Raw genomic sequence first — 16,758 nt, 5'->3', positions numbered from 1 at the left:
ATCTAAACTGGCTTTTTAGTTTCTTCGAATGCGCATACCTAAGCACTAGTCACTCAGCATAGCCGCTATCATAGTTTGTGCTTCACCCAGCACAGATTCTAAATGCGCTTCGTCGACAAAACTCTCACCATAAACCTTAAACAAGGCTTCAGTGCCCGATGGTCTTGCCGCAAACCAAGCACGATCGGTAATAACTTTAATTCCACCGATGGCCGCTTTATTTCCAGGCGCATGAGTTAACACCTGTTTAATTGAATCGCCTGCCAGAGTATCGCTTCCAAGCTGCGCAGTTGAAACAGTGTTCGCGATGAGTTGATTAAATTTCTGCTTTCGTTTCTGTGTGACCGGATTATCAATACGACGATAATAGCTTTCGCCATGGCGCTCGACCATTTGCTGATAACGCTCTGCAGGTGTCTGCCCGGTCACAGCAAGTATTTCTGCTGCCAGCAGGGCTAAAATAAAGCCATCTTTATCGGTACACCAGGTTTGGCCATCACGACGTAAAAACGCAGCGCCAGCACTCTCTTCTCCGCCAAAACCAAACTCGCCTGTGGCTAAGCCATCCACAAACCATTTAAAGCCCACTGGCACCTCACATAAGGTACGCAGCTGTTCGCAACAGACTTTATCTATCATGGTGCTAGATACTAAGGTTTTGCCAATTAACAATCCCTTGTCCCATTGAGGCCTATGTGTCAGTAGATATTCAATCGCCACGGCAAGGAAGTGATTGGGATTCATTAAACCCGTTGACGGACACACAATACCATGCCGATCATAATCAGGGTCGTTACCAACACAGAGATCAAACCTATCTTGATGGGCGAGCAGTCCTGCCATTGCATACGGCGATGAACAGTCCATGCGGATCTTGCCATCTTTATCTAAAGTCATAAAGCCGAAGGTCGGGTCGACACGGTCATTCACCAATTCGACATTAACGCCATAGCGCTGGGCGATCTTTTCCCAATAATGAATACCTGAACCACCTAGTGGATCAACGCCAATACGCACACCCGCTTTGGCGATAGCCGCCATATCAATCACACTGTCGAGTTCGTCAACATAGGCACTCATTAAATCCACGGGTTCAATCAGTGATGTCTTGAGCGCTACGTCATAACTGAGACGCTTTACCCCTTCAAGACGTTGGCCTAAATAATGGTTAGCACGCTGCTCAATCCAATGGGTGATAGTCCCTTCTGCTGGCCCACCGTGTGGCGGATTATATTTAATGCCACCGTCTTGTGGCGGGTTATGAGATGGCGTGAGGATGAGCCCATCACACAAGGGCTGACCACTTTGACGGTTTGCGCCGATAATACTGTGCGACACCACTGGCGTCGGGGTGAACTCGTCGTCTTGCGCGACGCGGACATTAACGCCATTGCCCGTGAGTACTTCCAAAGCGGTTAAATAGGCAGCTTGGGATAGCGCATGGGTATCAATGCCGAGATACAGTGCGCCTGTAATACCAGCATCACGACGATAGTCGACAGTTGCTTGCACGATGGCAAGAATATGGGCCTCATTAAAACTTTTGTTAAATGCACAACCTCGATGGCCGGAGGTGCCAAATGTGACCCGCTGCGCCTCAACGCCCACATCAGGCATTAGTCGATAATAATGACTCATTAACTTGGGGATATTGACCAAATCCGTTTGTTTCGCTGCCTGACCGGCGCGCTCATGTATCGCCAAAATGGACTCCTAGAAAGTATGACAAAGACCCTACGATGCTACGGCCTAAATGTTACCAATAATCGTTTTGATATCACTCTCTGGCACACTAAATTGAGCCAACACCTCACTGAGGATAGTACGCTTCTTTGCGGTATTATTATTAGTCGTGACCCAAAAACCACTGTTGCCAATCTCTTTAGGGTTGGCAGATTTGCTTGCCTTAAGTAGCTGTTCTTTTGAGGTAGCAAAATAGAGGCGATCGCGCCCTTGGATCTGCAACACTTGATCAAACTGGTTTGGCGCTGCGCTATAAATAGTCTCTAATGAAAATAAAAATCGACCTACGGCCCCTTTTTGTTCGGCAAGTTGTTCGCTGTCGATAACAATCGCCAAGGGGGTTGATGATTCGCTAGGCGCGGTATCGTTGACCTGTTCACTCGGCGCCACTTTATCCATGCTAGGCTGACTAATCTGTTTAGGCGTAGCAACAGGTACTGCTTCCACATCTAAGCCAAGCAGTCGACGCAGGATCTCAGAAGCACTCTCCCCTATGCGTTCGGTTTTCCCTGCGATATGGCGATACAATTCTTCATCAACCTCAATATATTTCATGACCAAAATCTTCCTTAAATAGTGAAAGTTAACGCATTATTATTGTTTGTGGATCAGCAAAATGATCTTAGCAAGTGTATGTCATCTATCCCCCCATAATAAAGAGGCATTGACATAAAAGTGTCCTAGATCCCTATTCGATCAAAAAAAGGCCGTGCGTTTGATGAAAAACTACTCAAACTTCTTCGTATCGATTTCATAGTACTGTTATTTGCTCAAGTTTACAGGCACAATTTGAACAAATTTTTAATGACGAATCATCCATGTCAAAGCTCAATCACACCATCACAGGTAACGGAAGTACCGTTATTCTTATTCATGGTCTTTTTGGAAATTTAGACAATTTGAAAGCGCTTGGCACAAGCCTGATTGACCATACAATTATTAGATTGGATGTGCCAAATCATGGACTCAGCCCACATTGCAGTAACATGAATTACCAATCTATTGCTGACGCCGTTATCCAATTAATGGATGAATTGGCGATAGATGCAGCACATATAGTCGGCCACTCAATGGGTGGCAAAATCGCGATGGCAGTGGCCCTTTGTTACCCAAACCGCGTTAAAAGCCTCATTGCAGCAGACATAGCGCCCGTCAGTTATTCCCCGCGGCACCAAAACGTATTTGCAGCATTGGATCAACTCAATTTGACGCAAATAACTGGCCGTGCGGATGCATTAAAACAATTAATCAACTCAGGCATCGATGAGGCGACGGCACAGTTTTTATTGAAAAACCTCAGTAAAACCTCTGCCGGTTATCATTGGAAGATGAATCTTGACGGCATAAAACAGGATTACGATGCGTTAATTGGTTGGGATATTACCGATAAACAATATAAGGGACCTGCCCTGTGTATTCGTGGTGCCGACTCCGACTATGTATTAGCGGCACACAGGCAATCTTACCTAAACCAATTCCCTAATGTACAAGCGAAAACCATCGCCGCGACGGGTCATTGGCTGCATGCACAAAAACCCGCGGTATTTAACCGTATCGTCGGTGAATTTATCGCTGAATATGACTCAAACTTATCGAATTTGACCACATAAAGGATATAGCAGGCACGCTTGATATATGGTATATTCGCGCCTCTTTTTTTGGCCTGAGGGAACGAAGCTATGTTATCTCAGTACATGGAACAGATTGAAACCTTAGGGCTTAATCTGTTCTTTGCAGCGATATTTTTCTTTATTGGTATGGCCATACATGATGTGCTCAAACAAGGCCAAGTGCCAAAATTTGGTCGTTACATCGTATGGTTGGTATTGTTTCTCGGCTGTGCCGGGTTTATAGCTAAAGGGTTAATACAGATGTCTTGGGAAGGCTCAGGCATTGGTTAAATGACTATTCAATGGCAAAAGAATCATCAGACAGAACAACGATAGACCTGTTTGCTACTGAAGCGCGTCGAGGACGTCCTCGCAGCAATCCGTTATCAAGAGAGCAACAGCTAAAGGTCAACAAACGCAATCAGATCCAGCGCGATAGAGCCAATGGATTAAAGCGAATAGAGTTAAAGGTGTCACAAGATTTATATGACGCCTTGAATCAAAAGGCATTGGCCAGTAACATCAGCCGCAGCCAATTAATCGAGTCAATTTTGCTAGCACAGGTTGATCAATAACCTATAGCAAAATGACACAACAAGTCAGTGAACTAAATAAAGGAAAGACAATGGCAACTGTAGGTCTTTTTTTCGGCAGTGATACAGGTAACACCGAAGCCGTCGCCAAGATGATCCAGAAAAAACTGGGTAAAAAAATGGTAGACGTTAAAGATATCGCCAAAAGCACCAAAGAGCAGATCGCTGAATACGATCTATTACTGTTTGGTATCCCAACTTGGTATTATGGCGAAGCACAATGCGATTGGGATGACTTCTTCCCAGATTTAGAGCAGATCGATTTTGATGGCAAATTAGTGGCTATCTTCGGTTGCGGTGACCAAGAGGATTATGCTGAATACTTCCTTGACGCTATGGGCATGGTTAACGAAATAGTTGAAGCACGTGGCGCAGTCGTTATCGGACACTGGCCAACTGATGGTTATGACTTCGAAGCTTCAAAGGGTTTAGTCGATGACAAACACTTTGTTGGCCTAGGTATCGATGAAGATCGTCAACCTGAGCTGACTGAAGAGCGTGTTGATGCTTGGGTTAAGCAAATTTACGAAGAAATGTGTCTAGCTGAGTTGGAAGATTAATCTTTCAAAGCAAACAGATAAACGATAAAAGCGGCGAAAAGCCGCTTTTTTGATGGCGTGACGACAACAATCACCATGACGACAAACACTCAGGCTCAACATTGGGATATCTTTTGCGCAGTAGTCGATAACTATGGCGATATTGGTGTTACATGGCGCCTTGCAAAACAATTGTCGGCAGAATACCAACTAGCGATCCATCTTTGGGTCGACGACTTGGCCAGTTTCTCCCATATTTTGCCAGCGCTTGACCCCTCTTTGCCTCAACAAATGTTTAACGGCGTGACCATTATTAAGTGGGATCAACCACTGAGTATTGGCTATACACCGGGAGCCGTATTAATAGAAGCCTTTGCTTGCGATTTACCCCAAGAAGTCTTTGACCAAATAGAGAACTGCCGCCAACAAGATACTTTCATCCCCCCTTTGTGGTTAAATCTTGAGTATCTGAGTGCTGAGCCTTGGGTTGAAGGTTGCCATGGGCTACCTTCTCTGCAAAACAGTGGCTTAAAGAAATACTTTTATTTTCCGGGTTTTACCAACAAAACCGGGGGGCTAATCTGTGAACACGCCTTAGCAAGCGAACGCGACCAATGGCAGAGTGATCCTCAGTATCGTCAGCAGCTGTTTGCACAATTAGGGTTAGAGGGGATTTCTGACGCAGATAAAGTTATCAGTGTCTTCAGTTATGAAACCCAAGCATTAACATCCTTGTGCCAACAATGGAGCCAAAGTGATTTAAACATCCACGCATTGATTCCTAAGGGCCGGAGCCTAAACTGTTTAGCGTCTATTATGGGAGCTGAATTAGAGGCAGTCCAAGCAGGTCAAGCAATTCAATACGGCGCGTTAACCATCCATATTTTACCAATGACAGATCAAGATGGATACGATCGGTTACTTTGGAGCTGTGATTTTAACATTGTCCGCGGTGAAGATTCCTTTCTCAGGGCACAATGGGCAGCAAAACCCTTCATTTGGCACATTTATCCTCAAGAAGAGGACTATCACCTAATAAAATTAGATGCCTTTATGCAGGTTTACTGTAATAATCTGTCGCCAGAAATCGCATCGACATGGCAAGCGTTAAACTTAGCGTTTAACCAAGGTGACACCAAGCGTGTGATAACGCACTGGGAACGACTCAATTTAGTTGATTTGCCGCTACAGCAACATGCGAAACAGTGGCCAATTGACGCATTAATTGATGCAGATCTAGCGAGACGACTAGTTCAGTTCGTTAAAAATCGCTAAGATACTGCGTTGAAATAGAAAAAACCTAAAATAGGAAATAGTGTAATGAAAACTGCTCATGAAATCCGTCCTGGTAACGTGATCATGTTAGATGGCAGCCCATGGGTTGTACAGAAAACCGAAACAACTCGTTCTGGCCGTAACGCGGCTATCGTAAAGATGAAGTTGAAGAACGTACTTCAAGATTCTACTACTGAGACCACCTTTAAAGGTGAAGACAAGATGGACGATATCATTCTTGATCGTCTTGATTGCACTTACTCTTATTATGCTGATCCTATGTATGTATTCATGGACGCAGAATATAATCAGTATGATGTAGAAGCTGAAAACCTTGGCGATGCAGTAGCGTATATCGTTGACGGAATGGAAGATACTTGCCAAGTAACTTTCTACGAAGGTAAGGCTATCTCTGTTGAATTGCCAACCACGATTGTACGTGAAGTGACTTACACTGAGCCTTCAGCACGTGGCGATACCTCTGGTAAGGTCATGAAGCCAGCAACTATTGCTGGTGGCGCTACTTTAAGCGTTGCAGATTTTGTTAAGACTGGCGATTTAATTGAAATCGACACTCGTACCAACGAATTCAAAAAACGCGCGTAAACTTTTTACTGTTTAACGCCTTGTTAAAGCCAGCGACTACGCTGGCTTTTTATTGCCTCTTTATCTGCCTTAACGACATATTCACTCTGCAATCGCGTCTAAAAGCAGCGTTAAACACCATTTTTGCATTAACAAATACATTACGTCAGAATATTAAACTAAATCTCAGGCTAAAACTTTAGATTTACCGCTTTCATCTAACAGTGTTTTTCGTTATTGTTCGAAGACTTATGGCCAATAGCCACTTTTTTTGCATTACTTGAGGTAAAAATGCGCCCAATCATTAAGTCCAATAAGCTCGATACGGTTTGCTACGATATCAGAGGCCCCGTTCATAAAGAGGCTCGTCGACTTGAAGATGAGGGACACCGAATATTGAAGCTCAATATCGGTAATCCTGCACCATTTGGCTTTGAGGCGCCTGAAGAGATCGTCCGAGACGTTATTTTGAATCTGCCGAGCGCTCAAGGGTATAGCGAATCTAAAGGTTTGTTCTCCGCCCGTAAGGCGATTGTGCAACATTACCAGTCACAAGGCCTATTTGGCGTTGATATCGAAGATATCTATATCGGCAACGGTGTGTCAGAACTGATCGTTATGGCGATGCAAGGCTTGCTTAATAGCGATGATGAGGTGCTGGTGCCCTCACCTGATTACCCATTGTGGACCGCTGCGGTACATCTATCTGGCGGAAAAGCACAACATTATCGCTGTGACGAAGAATCAGATTGGTTTCCAGATCTTGATGATATCAAGTCAAAAATAACCCACCGTACCCGCGGTATTGTGCTGATCAATCCAAATAACCCTACAGGCGCAGTTTACTCAAAAGAATTGCTATTGGAAGTGATTGAGTTGTGTCGCCAACATGACATCATTTTGTTTGCCGACGAGATCTACGACAAGATCCTTTACGATGGTGCAGTGCACATCCCAGCGTCTACTCTCTCAGATGATATCTTAACCGTCACCTTTAACGGCCTATCTAAATCCTATCGTGCGGCCGGTTTTCGCGTTGGTTGGATGATGCTATCGGGCAACCTCAAAGCAGCCAAAAGCTATATTGAAGGCTTAGATATGCTGGCCTCTATGCGACTGTGCTCCAATGTACCCAATCAACATGCCATTCAAACAGCCCTGGGTGGATACCAAAGCATTAACGAACTGGTTGCGCCTGATGGGCGTTTGACGATTCAGCGTGATACTTGTTACGAGTTACTTAACCAAATTCCTGGTGTTAGCGTTAAAAAGCCCAAAGGTGCACTTTATGCCTTTCCCAAATTGGATGCTAAGAAATTTAACCTCAGGGATGATGAGCGTTTAGTGCTGGATTTGCTCAAAGAGAAGAAAATTCTGTTAGTTCAAGGTTCTGCATTTAATTGGCCAGAACCCGATCATTTGCGCGTCGTATTCTTGCCTCACAAGGAGGACTTAGAGAAAGCACTCGGTGATTTTGGTGAGTTTTTAGACACTTATTGTCAATAGCTCAACATGTTCTCGTCATAAAAAAGGCACTCAGCTGGAGTGCCTTTTTTTATGACTAAGCGGCTATTTATCTGCTAGTAGCCTGTGTTAAGGTATTGCCAACTATCACAATTATTAGTAGTCGATATGAGTCACCTATTTGCGCATTTGGCCAGAATGAAACTTATCCAACGTTGGCCGCTCATGTATAACGTTAGACCCGAGAACGTTCAGGAACACTCACTTCAGGTGGCCATGGTTGCCCATGCACTGGTGGTGATTAGTAATAAGAAATTTTCCACACAACTCAGTGCAGAACGTGCCGCAACCATCGCGATCTTTCACGATGCCAGCGAAATTTTGACCGGTGATTTACCCACACCAGTGAAGTATTTTAACAAAGAAATAGAAGCTGAATACAAAAAAATTGAAGCCATCGCCGAACATCGACTATTGGAAATGGTACCCGATGAATTCAAAGATGATTATCGTTCACTGCTTACCAGCGACAACACGGAAGCTACATATAAACAAATAGTTAAGTCAGCAGACACGCTTTGTGCCTACTTAAAATGTTTAGAAGAACAAGGTGCAGGCAATCATGAGTTCAACACCGCAAAAAAACGATTAGCCCAAGCATTATCGCAAAATCCTGATCCTGCTGTGAAATATTTTATAGATACTTTTATTCCAAGTTTTGAGCTTAACCTCGACGATATCAATCGTTTATTGTAAACCAGGCAATGGAGACACGTTATGACCTCAGCCGTTTGGCACGATCGACGTTTAGGCGAACACAAACAACGTCGTAACGATCATCGTAGCCCGTACCAACGAGACAGAGCTCGCATTTTGCACTCAGCGGCATTTAGACGACTGCAAGCTAAAACTCAGGTATTGGGTGTTGGCATGAATGATTTCTATCGAACTCGGCTCACCCATTCACTTGAAGTATCGCAAATTGGAACAGGGATTTGTGCTCAGCTTAAACAGAAGTACCCTGCGCTCAACTATCTTTTGGATTCTATGAGTTTGATAGAGTCGCTCTGCTTAGCTCACGATATTGGCCATCCTCCTTTCGGTCATGGCGGTGAAGTGGCACTTAATTACATGATGCGCAATGACGGGGGCTTTGAAGGCAATGGCCAGACGTTTCGTATTCTCACCGCGCTGGAACCCTACACCGAACATTTTGGTATGAATCTATGCCGACGAACCCTACTGGGAATATTAAAGTACCCAGCTTGTCACGCACAACTGTATCAATCTCACCCTAAACCTGAAGTGGTGAGTTATCGCCAATTAAAACCATCTCAGTGGCGTCCCGTTAAAGGGATATTCGATGAAGATAAGGCAATTTTAGAGTGGGTACTCAATCCGCTCTGCCCCGAAGATAAAGCGCTTTTCCTGGCAACCAAAACTTTGGGCGATAACGAACACAAACGCACGCTATATAAATCCTTTGACTGCTCAATTATGGAGCTAGCCGACGATACCGCCTACGCTATCCATGACCTTGAAGACGCGATAGTGATGGGGATCGTAACCCAAGCAATGTGGAAAAAAGATGTAGAACAAGCCTTAATTAACAGCGAAGACGCCTGGATACGTCAAGAGTTCTCGACCATAGGTGACAAACTCTTTGCGCTTGAACATCATCAACGTAAAGATGCGATTGGCACTTTAGTTAATGGTTTTGTCACCGCGATAATGATCGATGAAAACAGCCATTTTACCGAGCCACTACTGAGGTTTAATGCAGTATTGGAACCCCCATTCCATAAAGCGCTCGATATATTAAAGCAGTTTGTCTATACCCATGTTATTCGTAAACCAGAGATCCAGATGTTGGAATACAAGGGCCAGCAAATCGTGATGGAGTTATTTGAAGCCTTTGCCTCAGATCCCCAACGTCTGCTGCCCCTAAATACTCAAGAACGCTGGCAAATTGCTGTTAACGAGGGTCAAAACAGCCATCGAGTCATCGCTGATTATATATCCGGCATGACGGATGAGTTTGCTGCACGCTTACATCAACATCTATTCAGTGCCAAAGCGGGTTCGCTTATCGACTTACAATAATGTCCAAATAAAAAACGCGCATCATGCGCGTTTTTCTCAATCGGTTATCTATAGCGCTTATCTTTTACCCTCACTTTTGCCACTGCTGATTGGCTATCTAGGTCACGCCTCATTATCGATAAACCGACAACGCCATGTTGAATAGCGTCCCGCTCCAAAGAACAACAAGCCTAGCCAATTAAGGTTGGAAATAGTCCTTTAAAGCCAGCAGCGATAACCTCAATACCAATTGACAACATCAACAATCCCATCAAACGAGTAATAACGTTAATACCTGTTTTCCCCAACACTTTAAAAATCACAGGGGCCATTCTAAAGAGCGCAAAGCTGGTCAAGCCAAAAATAATAACCGTAATAGCCATACCGATGTGATTGACTAAAGTGTCATGTTGCGCCGCTGAGACAATAACCGAACTGATCGCTCCAGGCCCAGCCATTAATGGCAGCGCTAGTGGCACAACCGCTACCGACTCCATCCCAGATGCCTCACGGTCTTCCTCTTGGTTTCGTTTGACTTCACCAAGCTTACCTTGAAGCATCGACATCGCGATGATGGCAATAAGTGAGCCGCCGGCAATCCTAAACGCTGACAAAGAAATACTGAACATATTGAGGATATGCTCTCCCGCGACGATGGTAACCAACAAGATCACCACCACGGCGAAGTTTGCTACCTTACCTGTCTGGTTGCGTTCTAGTTCCGTTTGATGGCTGGTTAAACTCACAAACACAGGCAGCAGGCCTATAGGGTTAATGATGGCGACCAATCCAAGAAAAAATTTAACATAAAGTGTTAAATCCAATGTCATATCCTCAAGTGACTTTTAACTCTGTTTAAAAGTGCAGTTTTTAAAGAAGGCTACTGTACATTATCAACCAGATTTCGAAAAATGAGATTTTCTATCATATTTCACAACTTTGACTTAAATATTCTATTGTCATGAGTAAATATTGAACACACGAGGTCCGCTAATTGAGCTGAGTTATCGCTTATGCCAGTCTCACCTTAAACGAGTAAGAGTAAAAATGGTTTAAAAATTGTTCAACACATCACTTTTAACCACTAAAATGAGTAATCAATAACCAAACAAGTCGTTAACATCGTTATTTAATTACATTTACAGTCAAATATGCGGGTATGATCACGGTTAGTCAGTAGTTTTGAGTGTAATTTTCCTTCATAGAGAGAATTTAGCCAAAACTGTTTTTTGCTAAATTTTTTTAAGGACCTAAATCATGACAGTTACAAACGAAAAGGAACTCGACCAACTGGTCGAGCGGGTAGCAAAAGCTCAAGCGCAATATGCCAACTTCAGCCAAGAGCAAGTTGATGTGATATTCCGCGCCGCAGCCCTTGCCGCAGCAGATGCCAGAATTTCTTTGGCCAAAATGGCGGCAACCGAGACCTCTATGGGCGTAATCGAAGATAAGGTGATCAAAAACCACTTCGCATCTGAGTACATTTATAACAAGTATAAAGATGAAAAAACTTGCGGCATCCTTGCCGAAGACCCCACTTTTGGCACTATCACCATTGCAGAGCCTGTTGGGCTTATTTGCGGCATTGTACCAACGACTAACCCAACATCTACTGCCATCTTTAAAGCACTTATCAGCCTAAAAACTCGTAATGGTATTATCTTTTCTCCCCATCCTCGTGCCAAAGCATCAACAACAACGGCTGCCAAACTCGTGCTAGATGCTGCCATCGCGGCTGGTGCACCTAAAGATATTATAGGTTGGATTGATGAGCCAAGCGTTGCACTCTCGAACCAACTTATGACCCACGAAAAAATTAATTTAATCTTGGCAACCGGTGGACCAGGTATGGTTAAAGCAGCCTACTCGTCTGGTAAGCCAGCAATCGGTGTCGGTGCTGGTAACACACCGATTGTTATCGATGAAACGGCTGATATTAAACGCGCAGTCAGTTCAATATTAATGTCTAAGACTTTCGATAACGGAGTCGTGTGTGCATCAGAGCAAGCTGTAGTCGTGGTCGATGAGATCTATGACGCTGTTAAAGAGCGTTTTGCTAGCCACGGTGGTTATATTCTGTCGGCCAAAGAAACCAAAGCGATGCAGAAGGTGATCCTTAAAAATGGTGGACTTAATGCTGACATCGTTGGGCAAAGCGCCGCTACCATTGCTGCGATGGCCAATATTAAAGTACCAGCATCAACGAAAGTATTGATAGGCGAAGCCACTGCAATTAATGAGGCGGAAGCCTTCGCCCATGAGAAGCTGTCTCCCTTACTAGCCATGTATCGCGCCACCAATTTTGAGCAGGCGCTTGATAAGGCTGAAGCACTCGTGACTCTTGGTGGTATCGGCCATACCTCTGGGCTGTATACCGATCAAGATACCCAAGTGGAACGAGTAAAAACCTTTGGGTTTAGAATGAAAACGGCACGTATTTTAATTAATACGCCTGCGTCTCAAGGTGGTATTGGCGATCTTTATAACTTTAAGCTGGCTCCATCACTTACCTTAGGTTGTGGCTCTTGGGGAGGAAACTCTATTTCAGAAAACGTTGGCCCAAGCCACCTGATAAACAAAAAGACTGTCGCTAAAAGGGCTGAAAATATGTTGTGGCATAAACTTCCCTCCTCTATCTATTTCCGCCGTGGCAGTTTGCCAATTGCGCTTGAGGAGCTTAGCGATAAACGCCGAGCCTTAATCGTCACCGATAAATATCTGTTCAATAATGGCTACTGTGATGAAACCATCAAGATCCTAAAGGCCCAAGGCCTAGAGACGGATGTTTTTTATGATGTAGAAGCCGATCCAACCTTGGCCATTGTTAACCAAGGCGCGAAGATGGCACAAAGTTTCCAACCAGATGTCATTATCGCACTAGGTGGTGGTTCGCCAATGGATGCAGCTAAAATTATCTGGGTCATGTATGAACACCCAGATGTAGATTTTGCTGACTTAGCACTACGCTTTATGGATATCCGTAAACGTATCTATAAGTTTCCAAAACTAGGTAAAAAAGCCACCATGGTTGCCATCCCAACCACATCAGGTACTGGCTCTGAAGTGACCCCTTTCGCAGTGGTCACCGACGAAAAAACTGGCATGAAGTACCCTATTGCCGATTATGAGCTTACTCCTAACATGGCCATTGTCGACCCTAACCTAGTGATGGATATGCCAAAATCACTGACTGCCTTTGGTGGAATTGATGCGGTCACTCACGCATTAGAAGCTTACGTCAGTGTTATGGCTAATGAATACTCAGATGGTCAAGCACTGCAAGCGTTAGACCTACTATTTAAACATCTCCCCGATGCTTATGAGCTAGGTGCTAAAGCGCCAGTAGCAAGAGAAAAAGTCCACAATGGTGCAACCATAGCAGGTATTGCTTTTGCTAATGCCTTCTTGGGAATTTGTCACTCAATGGCCCATAAGTTGGGGGCTGAATTCCACTTGGCTCATGGCTTAGCCAACGCACTACTTATCAGTAATGTGATCCGTTTTAACGCCACGGATATGCCAACTAAACAAGCGGCATTTAGCCAATATGATCGTCCAAAAGCGCTATGTCGATATGCAAAAATCGCAGAATATTTGAAACTTGAAGGCGCTACAGGCGAAGGCATTAGTGATGAAGAAAAAGTTGAAGCATTGCTCGAAAAAATCGATCAACTCAAGAAGACGATTGGCATTCCGGCTTCGATCCAAGAAGCCGGCGTCAACGAAGCCGATTTCCTCGCCAAACTCGACGAGTTAGCAGAAGATGCGTTCGATGATCAATGTACTGGTGCTAATCCACGTTACCCACTGATCGCGGAGCTCAAGGCCGTACTCCTTGCCAGTTACTACGGCAAGAACTACTCGGACAACGTATAGTCTTTTGATTAAACCACGCTAGCTGATAACTGCTAGAGTGTGACAGATAACAAAAGGTGCCTTTGTGGCACCTTTTTTTGTATTTTTCGCTTAATACTACGATTGCTATTTACTATCTACACGACAAAAATTATTGAATGGTTGAATAGACTAAGATCCGTTATAAGAACTCACCGTTAATCCTGAGTCTTTATTAATTGAACAATCCACCTGAATTTCCTGTTTCAACAACCATTTTTAGTGATATTTGCGAAGCCATTGCTGACAAAGGCTATATCGTGGTTCACAACATACTCCCCATACAAACGCTTAATACATTGCGTGATGAACTGGCCAAAATGGAACTCACTGAATTCAAACCAGCAGCTATAGGTCGACATGCCGATCAAGCTGTCATTGAAGAGATTAGACGGGATAAAATTCTTTGGATTGATCACAGCAACACCTTTGCCCAGCCCTATTTTGATTGGTCGGAACAACTGCGACTCGCAATTAATCGTTACCTGTTCTTGGGCTTGTTTGACTATGAAACCATGTTTGCCTACTACGCTAAAGGGGCCTTCTATAAACGGCATGTTGACGCCTTTAAAGGGCAATCTAATCGTAAACTTACCTCTATACTCTATTTAAATGAGGCATGGCAACCCAGTGACGGCGGCGAGTTGCTTATGTATCAACATGGTCAGTCTGTCCCATTTCAAACGGTTGAGCCGAGGTTTGGTACCATGGTTATTTTTCTCAGTGAAATGTTTCCCCATGAAGTCACTCAGTCTAACTGTGACCGTTATAGCTTAACGGGCTGGTATCGCGTTAACGAAGGGACACCATTAGCCTAGTGAAATCGATGATATAAAAAAGGCCAGAACATAAGTTCTGGCCTTTTTATGTGATCGGGTTTAATAAATAAGACTATTTAGCAGTCCAGCGATCCATCCAACCTAATACATTAGCGTACCACTGCTCTAAATTATCAGGGTTTAAGATCCAGTGATTTTCATCTGGGTAGATCAATAGTTCAGATGGAATGCCCTTACGCTGCATAAAGCTAAATGCGGCAAGACCTTGACCATAAGGAACTCGGAAATCCTTTTCACCATGAATAACCAACATAGGTGTTTGCCAGTTTTCGACATAGTTAACTGGATTAAACTTCTCGTACAGCGCCTTATTGTCTTGATAGGTACCACCAAACTCATACTCAGGGAACCACAGCTCCTCTGTCACATAGTACATAGATCGCATATCAAACAGTCCAGCATGGTTAACCAAACACTTGAAACCGTCATTCCAGTTACCCTGGATCCAGTTCATCATGTAACCGCCGTACGATCCACCCAAGGCACAGGCACGCGTGCTATCTAACCATTTTTGCTGTGCTGTCACAGCGGCTAAACCTTTCTGTAAGTCTTCTAATGGCTTGCCGCCCCAATCTTGTGAGATTGAATCGGTAAAGGCTTGGCCATAACCAGTTGAGCCGTGGAAATCGATCATCACCACACCGTAACCTGCACCGGCCCACAGTTGTGCGTTCCAACGGCTACTAAACGAGTTACCGAATGAGCCTTGTGGCCCACCATGTACTAAAAAGGCGATAGGATACTTCTTACCCGCTTTATAACCCACCGGCTTTATCCAGTAGCCGAAGACTTCCTCGTTGTTCCACCCCTTAAAACTGAACTGCTCATACTCACCAAATTTGATTTTGGCGAGCTTATCTTTATTGACGTCAGTCAAGCGGGTTCTATTTTGACCATCTAGCGCCATGGTATAAAGATCGCCAGGCTGTACTAAGCTCTTGTGATTGAAAACAATCTTATCAGCGGTTACACCAACAATGCTGTTGCTACCTTCGTTGTAGATAGTCTTAACATCACCAAACTGGGTGTTTACCTCAAAAATGCTCACTTGACCCACATCTTGCGCGGTCACATAAAGGGTGCGGTTATCTTTGCCAAACATCAATGAACTGGCACTGCGATCCCACAGCGGAGCGACCTCCTTCTCTTGGCCTGTAACCGTGTCACGTAACATGATGCGGTAACGATCGGCTTCAAAACCTGGCTTGGTCATCGCAAGATATGCCATATAACGACCGTCTGCTGAGAACGTTGGCAGTGCATCCCACGCCTTATTATCTTCAGTCAGGTTTTTAGCGGTTCCACCTGTAACTGGTACCTGCCACAAATCGTAATTGGTTTCCCACGCTTGTTGAGTACTCGGTGCTTTTGCACTGTAGACGACATACTTACCATCTGGGGTAAAGGTCACCTCTTCCATACCGGAAAAGGGTAGCGCTGGGGTTTCGGTGTCGAGACCTTTGGTAACGTCAACTGGCGCTGTGATGATTTCACCGTTCATCTGGGCTACAAACAGGTGGCTGCGGCTATGATCGGCCCAAGTATCCCAATGACGCACCATTAATTGCTTGTACTCACGGCCAGTGAAGCTGCGTTCAGCTTCTGCGGCAAACTTATCTGCAGAGCAGGTTAAATCTTCGCAAGCTGGGAATACACGAATATTCATGACCACTTGCTTGCCATCTTGAGACAGCTTAAAACCCTCAACATCCAGTGGTAGCTCAGAGATCTGTTGCGCTTCACCGCCATCAAGAGCCAGTTCAAATAGTTGTGAACTGCCATTACGCGCCGCTAAAAAATAGACTTTTTTATCATCAGCACTAAAAGCAACACTGTGCTCTGTGCCTGTTGCTGTAGTCAGGCGTTTGGCCGCTTGATCACTACCTATTGTTTGAAGATAAAGATCAGACGAAGCGACACCTTTGTCATCAATATTTTTAACAGCATAAACGATTTTATTGCCATCATTAGACAATACAGACGAATGCAGCTTGTTGATTTTGACTAAGTCTTGCACTTTAAAAGGCTGTGGTTCTGCAGCATTAGCGCCAAATGCTAAGCCTGCAGTCGCCAAGGCAAGTATGATTGCAGTTTTTTTCATTGTTATTGTCATCTTATTGAAGTGAAGACCAGA

The 16,758-nt window shown here is 44.3% G+C and carries 15 protein-coding genes; 11 read left to right on the top strand and 4 right to left on the bottom strand.

Annotation, left to right across the window (positions count from 1 at the left end; genetic code table 11):
• Nucleotides 1-45: 45 nt before the first annotated feature.
• Together pgm and seqA are read right to left on the bottom strand one after the other, a co-directional pair.
• On the bottom strand, nucleotides 46-1,704 hold the full coding sequence (gene pgm, locus BEL05_RS20170; protein WP_069672202.1) for a phosphoglucomutase (alpha-D-glucose-1,6-bisphosphate-dependent): 1,659 nt from the start codon (nucleotides 1,702-1,704) through the stop codon (nucleotides 46-48).
• Nucleotides 1,705-1,749: 45 nt separating this feature from the next.
• Nucleotides 1,750-2,298 (bottom strand): replication initiation negative regulator SeqA, encoded by a 549-nt coding sequence (gene seqA, locus BEL05_RS20165; RefSeq protein WP_069672201.1) that lies wholly within the window; start codon nucleotides 2,296-2,298, stop codon nucleotides 1,750-1,752.
• 263 nt (nucleotides 2,299-2,561) lie between these two features.
• Between seqA and BEL05_RS20160 the strand changes: the two genes are divergently transcribed.
• The 9 genes from BEL05_RS20160 to BEL05_RS20120 all read left to right on the top strand — a co-directional run bounded on the left by BEL05_RS20160 (nucleotide 2,562) and on the right by BEL05_RS20120 (nucleotide 9,912).
• Nucleotides 2,562-3,353, top strand: coding sequence for an alpha/beta fold hydrolase (locus BEL05_RS20160; RefSeq protein WP_028761904.1), 792 nt, complete (start codon nucleotides 2,562-2,564; stop codon nucleotides 3,351-3,353).
• A gap of 69 nt (nucleotides 3,354-3,422) precedes the next feature.
• Nucleotides 3,423-3,644 carry a DUF2788 domain-containing protein gene (locus BEL05_RS20155; protein WP_028761905.1) on the top strand — a complete coding sequence of 74 codons (222 nt, stop codon included), beginning with the start codon at nucleotides 3,423-3,425 and terminating at the stop codon, nucleotides 3,642-3,644.
• A gap of 11 nt (nucleotides 3,645-3,655) precedes the next feature.
• The gene (ybfE, locus tag BEL05_RS20150; RefSeq protein WP_028761906.1) at nucleotides 3,656-3,928 is read left to right on the top strand and encodes a LexA regulated protein; all 273 of its coding nucleotides are present in this window, start codon (nucleotides 3,656-3,658) and stop codon (nucleotides 3,926-3,928) included.
• A gap of 50 nt (nucleotides 3,929-3,978) precedes the next feature.
• A complete protein-coding gene (fldA, locus tag BEL05_RS20145; protein ID WP_028761907.1) occupies nucleotides 3,979-4,506 on the top strand; it encodes a flavodoxin FldA in 528 nt (175 codons plus the stop codon).
• 75 nt (nucleotides 4,507-4,581) lie between these two features.
• Nucleotides 4,582-5,760: an elongation factor P maturation arginine rhamnosyltransferase EarP gene (gene earP, locus BEL05_RS20140; protein WP_069672200.1), complete on the top strand. Its 1,179-nt coding sequence runs from the start codon at nucleotides 4,582-4,584 to the stop codon at nucleotides 5,758-5,760.
• A 45-nt stretch (nucleotides 5,761-5,805) separates the two neighbouring features.
• Nucleotides 5,806-6,366 (top strand): elongation factor P, encoded by a 561-nt coding sequence (gene efp, locus BEL05_RS20135; RefSeq protein WP_028761909.1) that lies wholly within the window; start codon nucleotides 5,806-5,808, stop codon nucleotides 6,364-6,366.
• A 270-nt stretch (nucleotides 6,367-6,636) separates the two neighbouring features.
• On the top strand, nucleotides 6,637-7,851 hold the full coding sequence (locus BEL05_RS20130) for a pyridoxal phosphate-dependent aminotransferase (RefSeq protein ID WP_069672199.1): 1,215 nt from the start codon (nucleotides 6,637-6,639) through the stop codon (nucleotides 7,849-7,851).
• A 126-nt stretch (nucleotides 7,852-7,977) separates the two neighbouring features.
• Nucleotides 7,978-8,565 carry a 5'-deoxynucleotidase gene (yfbR, locus tag BEL05_RS20125; protein ID WP_028761911.1) on the top strand — a complete coding sequence of 196 codons (588 nt, stop codon included), beginning with the start codon at nucleotides 7,978-7,980 and terminating at the stop codon, nucleotides 8,563-8,565.
• A 21-nt stretch (nucleotides 8,566-8,586) separates the two neighbouring features.
• Nucleotides 8,587-9,912 carry an anti-phage deoxyguanosine triphosphatase gene (locus BEL05_RS20120; RefSeq protein WP_028761912.1) on the top strand — a complete coding sequence of 442 codons (1,326 nt, stop codon included), beginning with the start codon at nucleotides 8,587-8,589 and terminating at the stop codon, nucleotides 9,910-9,912.
• A gap of 170 nt (nucleotides 9,913-10,082) precedes the next feature.
• Here the strand turns inward: BEL05_RS20120 and BEL05_RS20115 are convergent, their stop codons facing one another.
• Nucleotides 10,083-10,715, bottom strand: a complete 633-nt coding sequence (locus tag BEL05_RS20115) for a YchE family NAAT transporter (RefSeq protein ID WP_028761913.1) — start codon at nucleotides 10,713-10,715, stop codon at nucleotides 10,083-10,085.
• 433 nt (nucleotides 10,716-11,148) lie between these two features.
• Here BEL05_RS20115 and adhE point away from each other — a divergent pair, with 433 nt between their 5' ends.
• Nucleotides 11,149-13,767 carry a bifunctional acetaldehyde-CoA/alcohol dehydrogenase gene (adhE, locus tag BEL05_RS20110; protein WP_028761914.1) on the top strand — a complete coding sequence of 873 codons (2,619 nt, stop codon included), beginning with the start codon at nucleotides 11,149-11,151 and terminating at the stop codon, nucleotides 13,765-13,767.
• A gap of 197 nt (nucleotides 13,768-13,964) precedes the next feature.
• Nucleotides 13,965-14,603 (top strand): 2OG-Fe(II) oxygenase, encoded by a 639-nt coding sequence (locus tag BEL05_RS20105; protein ID WP_028761915.1) that lies wholly within the window; start codon nucleotides 13,965-13,967, stop codon nucleotides 14,601-14,603.
• A 73-nt stretch (nucleotides 14,604-14,676) separates the two neighbouring features.
• On the opposite strand, the gene BEL05_RS20100 is transcribed toward BEL05_RS20105, so the two are convergent.
• Entirely contained in the window at nucleotides 14,677-16,737 is a 2,061-nt protein-coding gene (locus tag BEL05_RS20100; protein WP_439332373.1) for a dipeptidyl-peptidase 5, read from the bottom strand.
• Nucleotides 16,738-16,758: the final 21 nt, after the last annotated feature.

The sequence above is a fragment of the Shewanella colwelliana genome, assembly GCF_001735525.1.
Taxonomy (GTDB): Bacteria; Pseudomonadota; Gammaproteobacteria; order Enterobacterales; family Shewanellaceae; genus Shewanella; species Shewanella colwelliana.
This window is presented reverse-complemented; position numbering and strand designations above follow the sequence as displayed.

Excerpts from the sequence above, each read along its gene's own strand:
- seqA (WP_069672201.1), bottom strand. The coding sequence starts at position 2,298 with ATGAAATATATTGAGGTTGATGAAGAATTGTATCGCCATATCGCAGGG.
- BEL05_RS20160 (WP_028761904.1), top strand. The coding sequence starts at position 2,562 with ATGTCAAAGCTCAATCACACCATCACAGGTAACGGAAGTACCGTTATT.
- BEL05_RS20155 (WP_028761905.1), top strand. The coding sequence starts at position 3,423 with ATGTTATCTCAGTACATGGAACAGATTGAAACCTTAGGGCTTAATCTG.
- ybfE (WP_028761906.1), top strand. The coding sequence starts at position 3,656 with ATGGCAAAAGAATCATCAGACAGAACAACGATAGACCTGTTTGCTACT.
- fldA (WP_028761907.1), top strand. The coding sequence starts at position 3,979 with ATGGCAACTGTAGGTCTTTTTTTCGGCAGTGATACAGGTAACACCGAA.
- earP (WP_069672200.1), top strand. The coding sequence starts at position 4,582 with ATGACGACAAACACTCAGGCTCAACATTGGGATATCTTTTGCGCAGTA.
- efp (WP_028761909.1), top strand. The coding sequence starts at position 5,806 with ATGAAAACTGCTCATGAAATCCGTCCTGGTAACGTGATCATGTTAGAT.
- BEL05_RS20130 (WP_069672199.1), top strand. The coding sequence starts at position 6,637 with ATGCGCCCAATCATTAAGTCCAATAAGCTCGATACGGTTTGCTACGAT.
- yfbR (WP_028761911.1), top strand. The coding sequence starts at position 7,978 with ATGAGTCACCTATTTGCGCATTTGGCCAGAATGAAACTTATCCAACGT.
- BEL05_RS20120 (WP_028761912.1), top strand. The coding sequence starts at position 8,587 with ATGACCTCAGCCGTTTGGCACGATCGACGTTTAGGCGAACACAAACAA.
- adhE (WP_028761914.1), top strand. The coding sequence starts at position 11,149 with ATGACAGTTACAAACGAAAAGGAACTCGACCAACTGGTCGAGCGGGTA.
- BEL05_RS20100 (WP_439332373.1), bottom strand. The coding sequence starts at position 16,737 with ATGACAATAACAATGAAAAAAACTGCAATCATACTTGCCTTGGCGACT.